Annotated in this window: 10 protein-coding genes; 6 read left to right on the forward strand and 4 right to left on the reverse strand. The window is 59.2% G+C overall.

Translation table 11 applies throughout. The annotated features are described in order from the left end of the window. The first annotated feature begins 168 nt into the window (after positions 1-168). From mdtD to yccS, 4 genes are all read left to right on the forward strand, one after another. On the forward strand, positions 169-1,596 hold the full coding sequence (mdtD, locus tag VD17_RS01985; protein ID WP_046052450.1) for a multidrug transporter subunit MdtD: 1,428 nt from the start codon (positions 169-171) through the stop codon (positions 1,594-1,596). 232 nt (positions 1,597-1,828) lie between these two features. Next, complete coding sequence (dbpA, locus tag VD17_RS01990) at positions 1,829-3,166, forward strand: ATP-dependent RNA helicase DbpA (RefSeq protein ID WP_231670575.1); 1,338 nt, start codon at positions 1,829-1,831, stop codon at positions 3,164-3,166. A 153-nt stretch (positions 3,167-3,319) separates the two neighbouring features. Beyond that, the gene (locus tag VD17_RS01995) at positions 3,320-4,498 is read left to right on the forward strand and encodes an NAD(P)/FAD-dependent oxidoreductase (RefSeq protein ID WP_046052451.1); all 1,179 of its coding nucleotides are present in this window, start codon (positions 3,320-3,322) and stop codon (positions 4,496-4,498) included. A 221-nt stretch (positions 4,499-4,719) separates the two neighbouring features. Continuing rightward, positions 4,720-6,903 (forward strand): YccS family putative transporter, encoded by a 2,184-nt coding sequence (gene yccS, locus VD17_RS02000; RefSeq protein ID WP_046052452.1) that lies wholly within the window; start codon positions 4,720-4,722, stop codon positions 6,901-6,903. A 171-nt stretch (positions 6,904-7,074) separates the two neighbouring features. On the opposite strand, the gene VD17_RS02005 is transcribed toward yccS, so the two are convergent. Further along, entirely contained in the window at positions 7,075-7,812 is a 738-nt protein-coding gene (locus VD17_RS02005; protein ID WP_046052453.1) for a substrate-binding periplasmic protein, read from the reverse strand. 257 nt (positions 7,813-8,069) lie between these two features. Between VD17_RS02005 and VD17_RS02010 the strand changes: the two genes are divergently transcribed. Continuing rightward, the gene (locus VD17_RS02010; protein WP_046052454.1) at positions 8,070-8,522 is read left to right on the forward strand and encodes a GNAT family N-acetyltransferase; all 453 of its coding nucleotides are present in this window, start codon (positions 8,070-8,072) and stop codon (positions 8,520-8,522) included. A gap of 29 nt (positions 8,523-8,551) precedes the next feature. Here VD17_RS02010 and VD17_RS02015 read toward each other — a convergent pair whose 3' ends face one another. From VD17_RS02015 to VD17_RS02025, 3 genes are read right to left on the reverse strand one after another with little or no spacing between them, the layout of a single operon-like run. After that, on the reverse strand, positions 8,552-8,848 hold the full coding sequence (locus VD17_RS02015; RefSeq protein ID WP_007894945.1) for a winged helix-turn-helix domain-containing protein: 297 nt from the start codon (positions 8,846-8,848) through the stop codon (positions 8,552-8,554). Positions 8,849-8,879: 31 nt separating this feature from the next. Next, positions 8,880-9,371: a M48 metallopeptidase family protein gene (locus VD17_RS02020; protein ID WP_046052455.1), complete on the reverse strand. Its 492-nt coding sequence runs from the start codon at positions 9,369-9,371 to the stop codon at positions 8,880-8,882. Between the two features lie 45 nt (positions 9,372-9,416). Continuing rightward, complete coding sequence (locus tag VD17_RS02025; RefSeq protein ID WP_046052456.1) at positions 9,417-11,540, reverse strand: putative bifunctional diguanylate cyclase/phosphodiesterase; 2,124 nt, start codon at positions 11,538-11,540, stop codon at positions 9,417-9,419. Between the two features lie 322 nt (positions 11,541-11,862). Here VD17_RS02025 and VD17_RS02030 point away from each other — a divergent pair, with 322 nt between their 5' ends. Continuing rightward, a complete protein-coding gene (locus tag VD17_RS02030) occupies positions 11,863-12,531 on the forward strand; it encodes a polysaccharide lyase family 7 protein (protein ID WP_046052457.1) in 669 nt (222 codons plus the stop codon). Positions 12,532-13,079: the final 548 nt, after the last annotated feature.

Here is a 13,079-nt window from a genome sequence, read left to right on the forward strand (position 1 = left end):
ACAATCCCACGGTACACAGAAGGCCCTGTGAGAGCGGGCTTGCTCGCGAAAGCGATGGCTCCGTCAACATTGATGTTGGATGTGATGACCTCTTCGCGAGCAAGCCCGCTCCCACATGGACCGTGAGACACAGTGATTTTGCGTTAACTTCAACCCACAAGAGGTCTCATGCCCAACCGCCCGCCTCTCGACGCTGTCACCGCCCGTTGGGTGCCGTGGGTCGTCGCCATCGCTTTCTTCATGCAATCCCTCGACGGGACCATCCTCAACACCGCCCTGCCCGCCATGGCCCGCGACTTGGCCGAAGACCCATTGCGCATGCAGGGCGTGATCATCGCCTACATGCTCACCGTCGCCTTGCTGATCCCCGCCTCGGGCTGGATCGCCGACCGTTTCGGTACCAAGAAAATCTTCTTCAGCGCGATCCTGCTGTTCAGCCTCGGCTCGTTGCTCTGCGCACTGTCGAGCACCCTGAGCATGCTAAATGGCGCGCGGGTGATTCAGGGCCTGGGCGGTGCGCTGATGTTGCCGGTCGGACGGTTGGTGGTGCTGCGTGCCTACCCGCGCTCGGAGCTGGTGCGGATCATGGGTTTCATCACCATTCCCGGCCTGCTCGGCCCGTTGATCGGCCCGACCATGGGCGGCTGGATGGTGGAATACCTGACCTGGCACTGGATCTTCCTGATCAACCTGCCGGTCGGCGCTGTCGGTTGCTACGCCGTGTGGAAATTCATCCCCGACCTGCGCGGCACCGAACGCACCCGCTTCGATAGCCTGGGCTTTTTACTGTTCGGCGCGGCGATGGTGCTGATCACCATCGCCATGGAAGGCCTCGGCGAATTGCACCTGCCACACTTGCGCGTGATGTTGCTGCTGTTCGCCGGCATGGCCTGTCTGGCGGCGTACTGGTTGCGGGCCGGGCACATCGAAAATCCGCTGTTCGCACCGTCGTTGTTCAAGACACGGACGTTTGCCGTGGGCATCCTCGGCAACCTGTTCGCTCGACTGGGCAGCGGCGCCCTGCCCTTTCTCGTGCCGTTGCTGCTGCAAGTGGCGCTGGGTTACTCGCCGTCCCAGGCCGGAATGAGCATGCTGCCGCTGGCGGCGGCAGCGATGGTCGCCAAGTCGGTGGCGCGGCCGCTTATCGAGCGTTTGGGCTATCGCATCGTACTGACCGGCAACACCTTGGCACTGGGGCTGATGCTGGCGAGCATGGGCCTGGTCAGTGAGCAAACGCCGTACTGGCTGCTGTTGGTGATGCTATCGATTCTCGGGGCGATCAACTCGTTGCAGTTCACCGCCATGAACACCGTAACCCTGATCGACCTCGACGACGCCAGCGCCAGCAGCGGCAATAGCTTGCTGTCGGTGGTCGCGCAATTGTCCCTGAGCCTGGGTGTTGCGTGTGCCGGTGCGCTACTCGGCGGCTTCACCGCGGAGATCGGCAACGACGGCGTGGACACGGTTCTGGGCGCGTTCCAGCTGACTTTTGTAACCGTCGGGATCATGGCGATGCTCGCTGCAACTATCTTCTCCCAGCTTTCACCAAAGGATGGCCGACGGATGGTCAGTCGCGAGCACGATATAGAGCACTGATCTGTAGCAGCTGCCGAGGCACGAGGCTGCGTTGCGTGTCCGCAGGACCGCCCTCGAGGGCCGCTTCGCAGCCCGACGCTGCCTCGTGCCTCGACAGCTGCTACAAGGTTACTCGTCCAGAATTTGCAGGTAGAGAGAGCGAGACTGGTACACTGCGCGACATTTTGTTTTGCAGGCCAGTCCCGTGACCACCATCGCCACCGCTTTTAATACTTTGCCGCTGTCCGCTGCCATGCTGGCTAACCTCGACTCCCTCGGTTATGCCCAGATGACGCCGATCCAGGCGCAAAGCTTGCCGGTGATCCTCAAGGGGATGGACCTGATCGCCCAGGCCAAGACCGGTAGCGGCAAGACTGCCGCCTTCGGTATCGGCCTGCTGAACCCGATCAATCCGCGCTTCTTCGGTTGCCAGGCGCTGGTCATCTGCCCGACTCGCGAACTGGCCGACCAGGTCGCCAAGGAAATCCGTCGCCTGGCCCGTTCCGAAGACAACATCAAGGTCCTGACCCTGTGTGGCGGCGTGTCCTTCGGCCCGCAGATCGGCTCGCTGGAGCACGGCGCGCACATCATCGTCGGCACCCCGGGCCGCATCCAGCAGCATTTGCGCAAAGGTTCGCTGGTCCTTCATGGCCTGAACACGCTGATCCTCGACGAAGCCGACCGCATGCTCGACATGGGCTTCTACGACTCCATCGAAGAAATCATTGCCCAGACCCCGGAGCGCCGCCAGACCCTGCTGTTCTCCGCCACCTACCCGACGGGCATCAAGCAACTGGCTGCGAAGTTCATGCGCAACCCGCAGATCGTCAAGGCCGAGGCGTTCCACGACGACACGCAGATCGAGCAGCGTTTCTACGAGATTTCCCCGGAAGAGCGCATGGACGCCGTGGTCAAAGTCCTCGCGCATCACCGTCCGGCCTCCTGTGTCGCCTTCTGCTTCACCAAGCAGCAGGTTCAGGAAACCGTTGATCACCTGACCTCCAAAGGCATCTCCGCCGTCGGCCTGCATGGCGATCTGGAGCAACGTGACCGTGACCAGGTATTGGCCATGTTCGCCAACCGCAGTACTTCGGTACTGGTCGCCACCGACGTCGCCGCTCGCGGTCTGGACATCGATGCGCTGGACATGGTGATCAACGTCGAACTGGCCCGTGATTCGGAAATCCACATCCACCGTGTCGGCCGTACCGGTCGTGCGGGTGAGAAAGGGATCGCGATCAGCCTGGTCGCACCGTCCGAAGCCCACCGCGCCCAAGCCATCGAGCTACTGCAGAAGTCGCCGTTGAGCTGGGATCAGCTAGACAACCTCAAATCCCAGGGTGGCACACCGCTGCTGCCGGTGATGAGCACGCTGGTCATCGGCGCTGGCCGTAAAGACAAGGTGCGTCCGGGCGACATTCTTGGCGCACTGACGGGCGATGCCGGTATTCCGGGCGCTCAGGTCGGCAAGATCGCGATTTTCGACTTCCAGGCCTATGTGGCTGTGGAACGCGGGATCGCCAAGCAAGCCTTGCAGCGCCTGAACGACGGCAAGATCAAAGGCCGTTCGCTACGCGTTCGTATTTTGTAAGAGATCTTCGCCCCAACGAAGATCCCCTGTGGGAGCGAGCTTGCTCGCGATGGCGCACTGTCAAACAACCTCTATGTTGAATGTGCAGGCCTCATCGCGAGCAAGCTCGCTCCCACAGTTTGTTTTGTGGTGACACATTAAGAGGACACCGTTTTGCGCTCTACCGAAGTCGTGATCATTGGCGCTGGCGCCGCAGGTTTGATGTGTGCGCTGACCGCCGCCGGACGCGGGCGCAAGGTGATGTTGCTCGACCATGCGAACAAGGCCGGCAAGAAAATCCTGATGTCGGGCGGTGGACGCTGTAATTTCACCAACATGTACACCGAACCGAGCAATTTCCTCTCGCAGAACGAGCACTTCTGCAAATCCGCCCTGGCCCGCTACACCCAGTGGGATTTCATCGGCATGGTCGCCAAACACGGCGTGCCCTACCACGAGAAGAAACTCGGCCAGTTGTTCTGCGATAACAAATCCAGCGACATCCTCGACATGCTGCTCAACGAGTGCGATCAGGTCGGCGTCAGCCTGCACCTCGACACCTCGATCCAGCACATCGAGAAAATGGAAAGCGGCTACCTACTGCAAACCACCCTCGATCAGATCACCTGCGAATCCCTGGTGATTGCCACTGGCGGTTTGTCGATCCCGACGCTGGGCGCCACTGGTTTCGGTTATCAGGTGGCCAGGCAGTTCGGTCACGACTTGCTACCGACCCGCGCCGGGCTGGTGCCGTTCACCATCACCGATCAGCTCAAGGAGCTTTGCACCGAACTGTCCGGTACGTCGGTGGATTGCCTGGTGAGCTGCAATGAGCAGAGTTTCCGCGAGAACATCCTGTTCACCCACCGCGGCCTCAGTGGTCCGGCGATTTTGCAGATTTCTTCGTTCTGGGAATCCGGCGACACGGTGGAGATCAACCTGATGCCGGACCATGACGTGCCGACCTGGCTGCAACAGCAGCAAGCCGAACGTCCGAACAGCGAGCTGAAAACCCTGTTGGGGGAAATCTTCACCAAGAAGATGGCCAACCTGCTGGCGGACAACTGGTTCGTCTCCAAACCGATGAAGCAATACACCCACGCAGAAATTGCCGACATCGCCGAAAAACTGGCGAGCTGGAAGGTGGTTCCGGCCGGCACTGAAGGTTATCGCACCGCTGAAGTGACATTGGGCGGCGTCGATACCAACGAGGTGTCGTCCAAGACCATGGAATCGCTGAAAAGCCCAGGGCTGTATTTCATCGGCGAAGTGCTCGACGTGACCGGGCATCTGGGTGGTTTCAACTTCCAGTGGGCGTGGGCCTCCGGCTACGCCGCCGCGCAATACGTCTGACAAACACAAATCAAATGTGGGAGCGAGCTTGCTCGCGATGGCGGACTGTCAAACAACATCTATGTTGAATGTGCAGGCCTCATCGCGAGCAAGCTCGCTCCCACATTGACCGCATGTGATATCAAGGAACAGATTTTGCTGTCAGATGTGATCGGCGCCATTGCGTCGGCGTCATTACTGGCTCAATTTAGCGTCATTGCCTCGGAAGGCCCTCGCACTTCATGTCATCGACCCCCTTTAGTCAGTCTCTGCGTCGCCTCTGGGCGCTGGATAAATTCAGCTACAGCGTGCGGGTGTTCATCGCCCTGACCGGCAGCATGGCGCTGTGTTGGTACAAGGATGAAATGGGCCTGCTGATCCCGCTGTTCCTCGGGATCATCGCCAGCGCCCTGGCCGAGACTGACGACAGTTGGCAAGGCCGCCTTAACGCACTGGCCGTGACGCTGGTGTGTTTCAGCGTCGCCGCCCTCTCCGTCGAACTGCTCTTCCCCTATCCCGTCGTTTTTGTCATCGCCCTGGCCCTGGCCAGTTTCGGCCTGACCATGCTCGGCGCCTTGGGTGAACGCTATGGCGCGATTGCCTCCGCGACGTTGATTCTGTCGGTCTACACCATGATCGGCGTCGACCAACGCGGCGGCGCGGTCACCGATTTCTGGCACGAGCCGGTGCTGCTGGTGGCCGGTGCGGCCTGGTACGGTTTGCTCTCGGTGCTGTGGCAGGCGATGTTTTCCAATCAGCCAGTGCAGCAAAGCCTGGCGCGATTGTTCCGTGAACTGGGTTTTTACCTGAAGCTGAAATCGTCGCTGTTCGAGCCGATCCGACAGATGGATGTGGAAGCGCGTCGACTGGAACTGGCGCAGCAAAACGGCCGAGTCGTGGCCGCACTGAACGCCGCCAAGGAAATCATCCTGCACCGGGTCGGCAACGGTCGGCCGGGCTCGAAACTCAGCCGTTACCTGAAGCTGTACTTCCTCGCTCAGGACATCCACGAGCGCGCCAGTTCCTCGCACTACCCTTACAACGCCCTCGCCGATGCCTTCTTTCACAGCGACGTGATGTTCCGCTGTCAGCGCCTGCTGCGTCAGCAAGGCAAGGCCTGCCGGGCGCTGGCCGAGTCGATCCAGATGCGCCAGCCGTTCATCTATGACGCCAGCTTCGCCGAAGCCCTGAGCGACCTGCACGCCTCCCTCGAACACCTGCGCATTCAAAGCAACCCGGCGTGGCGCGGACTGTTGCGGTCGTTGCGGGCACTGGCGGCCAACCTCGGCACGCTCGATCGCTTGCTCAGCGATGCCAGCAATCCCGACGCCCTGGCCGACGCCACCGACAGCAGCCTGCTCGACCGTTCGCCGCGTAACCTCAAGGATGTGTGGATTCGGTTACGCACGCAGCTGACACCGACGTCATTGCTGTTCCGTCACGCACTGCGTTTGCCCCTGGCCTTGAGCATCGGCTACGGGATGGTGCATTTGATCCACCCGTCTCAGGGTTACTGGATCATCCTCACCACGTTGTTTGTCTGCCAGCCAAACTACGGCGCCACCCGCCGCAAACTCGGCCAGCGAATCATCGGCACTGCCATTGGCCTGACCGTGGCCTGGGCGTTGTTCGATCTGTTTCCAAATCCCTTGGTCCAGTCGTGCTTTGCGATCGCCGCCGGGGTGGTGTTCTTTATCAACCGCACCACCCGCTACACCTTGGCGACGGCTGCGATCACCTTGATGGTGCTGTTCTGCTTCAACCAGGTCGGGGATGGTTACGGGCTGTTCCTGCCGCGATTGTTCGATACCTTGCTCGGCAGCCTGATCGCCGGGCTGGCGGTGTTCCTGTTCCTGCCGGACTGGCAGGGTCGACGTCTGAACAAAGTGCTGGCCAACACCCTGACGTGCAACAGCATTTACCTGCGTCAGATCATGCAGCAATACGCCGCCGGCAAAAGCGACGACCTGGCGTATCGCCTGGCCCGACGCAATGCGCACAACGCTGACGCGGCACTGTCGACGACGCTCGCCAACATGCTGATGGAACCGGGGCACTTCCGTAAGGAGGCGGATGTCGGGTTCCGCTTCCTGGTGCTGTCGCACACCTTGCTCAGTTATTTGTCTGGACTGGGCGCACACCGGGAAACCCAGCTACCGCCCGACATGCGCGAGCATTTGATCGACGGTGCAGGGGTGAGACTGGCCGCCAGCATCGATGAGATTGCCCAAGGCCTGTCGAGCAAACTGCCGATTGCGATTCAAAGCGATGAGGAAGAGGCACTGGCCAATACACTTGAACAGATGCCGGACGAAATCGATGAAGGCCAACGGCTGGTGCAGACGCAGTTGGCGTTGATCTGCCGTCAGCTTGGGCCATTGCGGACGTTGGCAGCGCACCTCATCAAGGAAACGAGCGAGGATTGAGATCTGCGGTGGCTGGGCCGGCCTCATCGTCGGATCGCCGCCCGGAGCAAGCTCGCTCCCACAGTGGGTCTGCAGTGGGTACAAATTTTGTGTACGACAGAGATCTAATGTGGGAGCGAGCTTGCTCCGGGCGGCGATCCGACGAAGGGGCCATCAGCCACACCACAAAGCTCACATCCCGTGTTGTTCCATCAACCGCTGATAACTCCCATCCACTTTCATCGCCGCGATTTCGCGGTCGAAACCGGCGACGATCTGTTCATGCCTGGGGTTTTTCAGGCTGACCAGGATGTGCAGGCTGTTCTCGCTCAATGGCTTGGGCAAAAACTCCACGGCATTGCGCACCTTGATTGATTCCCGGGCCAGGAAGTAACGCGCGACGTATTCGTCTTCCAGCGTCAATTTGACCCGGTCGGCGGCGACCATGCGCACCGCCATGGAGAAGCTGTGCACCGGAACTTTCTGCAGCGACACGTCGTCATCGAACTCCGACGAATAGGCGTAACCGCGCACCACCGCTATCGGGTAGGTATGCAGTTGTTGCAGGTTGTTGTATTCGATCGGTGTGTCTTTGCGCTTGAGAAAGCGCACCCGGTTGAGCAGGTATTCGCCGGAAAACTGACCAAGCTTCGTACGATCGTCGGTGTACCAGGCGTTGACCAACACGTCGTATCGACCCTCGCCAACCCCCAGCAAGGCCCGTGCCCAAGGCACTTGTTCAAAGTCACTGGCATAACCGGCCCGGGCCAGTGCTGTGCTGACGATGTCCGTGGCCAACCCACCGTTGACCAGCGTGGCATCGGTAAAGGGCGGCCAGGCATCGGCTACCAATCGCAGCTTTTCCGCTGCCGCACTTTGAGTCAGCAACAGCAATCCAATCAAAGCAAAGGCTCGATGCAATCGCGGCATGCTAGAAAATCCTTAGCGGGCGGGACGCCCGACGTGTTTTCAGCCAAAACTCCAAGGCCCCCGTACTGCCAAACCCAGGTACTAACATTAGCTCATCGAAGCCACTGCACAGCGCTTCACCTCAGATTACACAAACAAGACGAGGCCGCGCGAAATGAATGATGGCATTTTGGCCTTTATCACAGATTTCTCTGCCATAAAGACATCGTCCGCCTGGGCGCTTAGTATCGGAGCGACGATGTTCAAGGAGTGTGAAGATGACAATCGATTGGGTCTGCAAACACCACAGCGATTTGGGCAAAGAACAGCTGTACGCCATTCTGCAGCTGCGCGCAGAAGTGTTTGTCGTTGAGCAGAAATGCGTCTATCAGGACGTCGATGGCCAGGATCTGGAAGGTGACACCTGCCATTTAATGGCGTGGGACGGGGATCGGCTGGTGGCGTACCTGCGGTTGCTCGACCCGGAGTTACAGGGTGGCGACGTGGTCATCGGGCGAGTGATCATTGCCCCTCAAGCGCGCGGTACCGGGCTTGGGCATGAGTTGATGGCACAGGCGTTGAAACAGGCTGAAAAGCGCTGGCCTGAAGTACCGATCTATCTCTCCGCCCAGGCGCATTTGCAGGGGTATTACGCTAAATACGGATTTGTGGTGGCGGGCGAAGAGTTTCTGGAAGATGACATTCCGCATATTGGGATGCGCCGCTCCTGAGGGGGCGTCGGCTGCCGCACCACAGGCGTTCAGGGGTACTCAAGCACCGCTTTGATCTGCCGAAGATTGCGTTCGATCCACCCCCGATCAATCGCCCCCCACTCGCGAATCCGATAACGTCCGGCATGATTGCGCGCCCCCTCTTCCTGCTCGAACTCGCAAACAATGTCCAGATCCGCCAATGCCGCGATGGTGTCCTGCGCCGTGCGCCGGGGCATGCCGGTGACTTCGGTCAGCGCCGGGACGCTACTGGCCAACCCGCTATCAATCAGGTACGCCACGTACAACCGACGATAGAAGCTGCTCTTGGTCTTGCTTACATCCATCTAAACACTCCCGGCTGCTAAATTTTGATCTCTATTGCATATCCCGCCACGTCAGGTACACCCGCACATCGAACTCCACCTGGTGATACCCCGGCAACATGTGTTCGCAAAGCTTGTAGAACGCCTTGTTGTGATCCGATTCTTTGAAGTGCGCCAGTTCATGCACCACGATCATTTTCAGAAACTCGGCCGGCGCCTCCTTGAACAATGACGCAACACGAATTTCTTTCTTGGCCTTGAGCTTGCCGCCCTGCACCCGGGATATCGCGGTGTGCAATCCGAGGGCACGGTGGGTCAGGTCCAGGCGGTTATCGAACAACACCTTATCGATGGCCGGGGCGTTACGCAGGAATTCCTGCTTGAGGTCCAGCGTATAGGTGTACAACGCCTTGTCGCTCTGTACTCGGTGTTTTTCCGGGTAACGCTGGCTCAGGTAGTCGCCCAGCCGACCGTCGGCGATCAGCTGGCGCACTTGGTCCTGCAATGCAGCAGGATAGGCCTGGAGGTATTTCAACGCGGTCATTGGGGCGGCAACACGATTCACCAAAAGGTCGCCAGTGTAGCGAATTCAGCCGGTCAGCGTGTTCCAGTCGAACGGTTGCACAAAGTCGTCGACGTCCTCGGCCATCATCGGCCGTGCGACCAGAAACCCTTGCACGTACTCGCAACCATTGGCTTTCAGCCACCGATATTGCGCAACGGTTTCAACCCCTTCGGCAATCACCAGCATCCCGTACTCCTTGCACAGCTCGATCACATTGCGCACCAGCGCCGCATCGCGTGAGGACTCCGGAAGTCGGGCAATCAATTGCCGGTCGAATTTGAGCGTGTCCAACTCCAGATCACGCAGATGAGACAGCGAACACAGCCCGGAACCAAAGTCATCCAGGGCCACTCGCACCCCCAGGTTACGCAGCAGGCGCAGCTGTTTGCGGGTTTCCTCGGAGTTTTGCACCAAGGCCTCTTCGGTGACCTCGACTTCCAGATGGCGCGCCTGCAAACCATGGCGCTCCAGTACCTGCCGCAACTCGGTGACCAGATTGGGCATGCCGAACTGCGTGCTGCTCAAACTGATGCCCAGCACCAGGTCGTCGGCAAACAAGGTTTCCCAGGCTTTTCGCTGGCTCGCCCCTTGTTGATAGATCCAGCTGCCCAGGTGACTGATCAACCGCGCCTCTTCCAGCAATGGCAAAAACAGCCCCGGCGGTACATCGCCGACACTCGGGTGCTGCCAGCGGATCAGCGCTTCGAACCCGCGAATCTGCCCGTTGGCAATGGCCACCTGAGGTTGATACACCAAATTGAAATCACGGTTGTCGATCGCCGCGCGCACACTTTCTTCGAGCATCAGCCGCGAGCGTGCCCGGCCGTTCATTTCGTGATCGTAGAAACGATATTGCTGACGGCCGGCGCGCTTGGCCTCATACATGGCGATGTCTGACGCACGTAGCAAGCCGTCGAGATTGGAACCGCAATCCGGGTACGTCGCAATGCCGATGCTGGCGCCCAGCGCGATATCCAGACCATCGATCTGCTGACAGATCGACACCCGCTCAATCAGCTTCTCGGCAATCTTTGCCGCTTGCTCGGGGAATTCCAGATCCAGCAACGCGGTGAACTCATCACCGCCCATGCGCGCCAGAATGTCGAACGGCCGCAGACAGGCCTTCAACTGCTCGGACACCCAACGCAGCACCCGGTCGCCGGCATCGTGACCGAGGGAATCGTTGACCCGTTTGAAGCCGTCGAGGTCCAGATACAGCAGCACCCAGGCGCTGTCGGAGCGGTCGCCACGCAACAGCAGGTTTTCCGCCGTCTGGTAAAAACCGCGACGATTGAGCAGCCCGGTCAAGGGGTCGGTGACGGCCTGGAACTCCAGTTGCTGATGCAGATGGCGCACCACCGACATGTCCAGCACCGTCACCACCATCGCATGTTGTTCGTTGGGCAACGGTGCACAGGACAGCGCCACGGGCACCTGCTGGCCGGGTGCCGTACGCAGCAATGCATCGTGCAGGCGCAGGGTTTCGCCGCGTTTGTAACCGGCGAACAACTCGGAATCGGCCCAGATCGGGATGTGCGGCTTTTGCAGGAAATCCAGGAACTCTTTGCCTTGCAGGTCTTGCAGCGTGGCATTGAGCAGCCGCGACATCGCCGGATTGGCAAAGCGGATCAGACCGTCCTCACCGACCACCAGGATACCTTCGGCGGCATTGTCGAGAACCGAGGCATTGAACGCGCGTGCGACCTCCAGATCGTGGCTCAGGCGCTGCAACGCACGGCGATTGCGCTGATGTTCGAGCAGCGCCTGGACCTTGGGCTTGAGAATTTGCGGGTCGAACGGTTTGAACAGGTAATCCACCGCACCGCTGGCATAGCCCTTGATCACGGCGTCCTGGGACTGTTCGTTGGCGGTAAGAAAAATGATCGGCGTGAGGCGGGTTCGTTGGCTGCCGCGCATCAGGCGTGCCACTTCAAAACCGTCCATGCCTGGCATCTGCACATCCAGCAGCACCAGGTCGATATCGTGTTCGAGTAACAGACTGAGTGCCTCGAAGCCCGAGGCGGCGGTCATGACCTGCCAGTCCTGGCGCTGCAACAACGCGCGCATGCTGATCAGGTTTTCAGGATAATCATCGACGATTAAAAGTATTGAGTTGCCTTCAGCTGGCGTGGGTTGCGCGCATTCCATGCTGCTTCTCTTATGCGGGACGTCAGGCCGGTTTCTCGTGAAAACCGGACAAATACTAAGCCTTCACTCTAGACCGGGTTCCGCAAAAGCAGAAGCTATCAGTACGCCATCATTTAACCAAAGCGTCCATTTGCCGACTAACGGTCGGCGCCACAGCCCCCTGAAACCGGGAAAGATGGCCTTTTAACAGGATTTTGACGTCACCCGTTTGTCATTTACGCATTAACAAATTGAACTTCTACGATTATAAGGACTACCCCCAAGGCGCGCGCCAGAGCTTCTGGAACGTGCGTGCAGTAAAAAACCGTGGAAGCTTTTGTCTATGATTGATCTCGCAACCTGGAACCTCAGCGTTCCCGTCGGCAATCCGCCGTACACCGTTGATACACCAAAACTGGTGAAGGGCTTCAAGGACCAATACTTCCACTCCGACACCGGCACCTTGTTTTTCTGGGCCCCGGTCACCGGTTCCAAAACTGAAAACGCAAAGTATCCCCGCACCGAACTTCGCGAAACCTACAGCAATGGCACCCTGAAGAACTGGCTCTACCCGGACGCCGATAATACCCTGCGTGCCACCCTGGCGGTGAACCAGGTACCGAGCTCGGGCAAGATCGTCATCGGCCAGATCCACGCCTATGAAAGCCAGAAGCCCCTGGTGAAGCTCGAGTATCAGTACTCGACCAGTACGAAGTCAGGCAACATCGTCGCCAAGGTGCGTATGCACCCAGATGACGGTGAAGGGCGGATCATCCCTATCGCCACCGGGGTGAAACTGGATCGGGAGTTTTCCTACCTCATCCACCTGAGCCCCAGGGGGGCATTGGGCATTAGCGCTGCAGGCTACCAGTGGGACACAACCATCAGTAAGACCTGGAGCGTCAAGCCGCTGTATTTCAAGGCCGGTGTTTATGTGCAGGACCACACCGGGTATACCAGCGAAGGCGGGAAAGTGACGTTCAGCAAGCTGGATATTGATCACGATAAGTAGCCCCTCACGCAGATCGTTCCCACGCGCCGCAAAGGAATGCATCCGGGGACGCTCCCAAAGAACAACTCGATCTCTGTAGCAGCTGTCGAGCTAGCGAGGCTGCGTCCGAGGACGAAGTCCTCGCAAGCTCGACGATCTCGATCTAGCGAATGAATGCGTCGCATGATTACGGCTGCTACGCAGCCGAACGCTGCCTCGCAAGCTCGGCAGCTGCTAAATCCTGGCGTCCGCAAAACGCGTAGGACCACTCCGACCGTGCGCGCTCCTGCACCCCGGTTGCAGCCACCAAAGTCGCCGCTTATAGCTCGTCTCGTCACCAACATCGCCCGGATCATGGTCCAGGATGTGAGCGATGTGTTTCGGGTGATTGAGCAGCCCGGGTTTGAAACGCCCAAGAGTCAGCAGTCAATTTTCAGGCAATAAAAAACCCGCATCGCTGCGGGTTTTTTAATACCGGTAATAACGCTGAAGGCTTAGTTGACCTTGGCGTTCAACTCACCTTTCAGGTAACGCTGGTACATCGCTTCCAACGAGCAACCAAAACCAAT

It is taken from the genome of Pseudomonas fluorescens, from assembly GCF_000968015.1.
In the GTDB taxonomy this organism is placed as follows: Bacteria; Pseudomonadota; Gammaproteobacteria; order Pseudomonadales; family Pseudomonadaceae; genus Aquipseudomonas; species Aquipseudomonas fluorescens_W.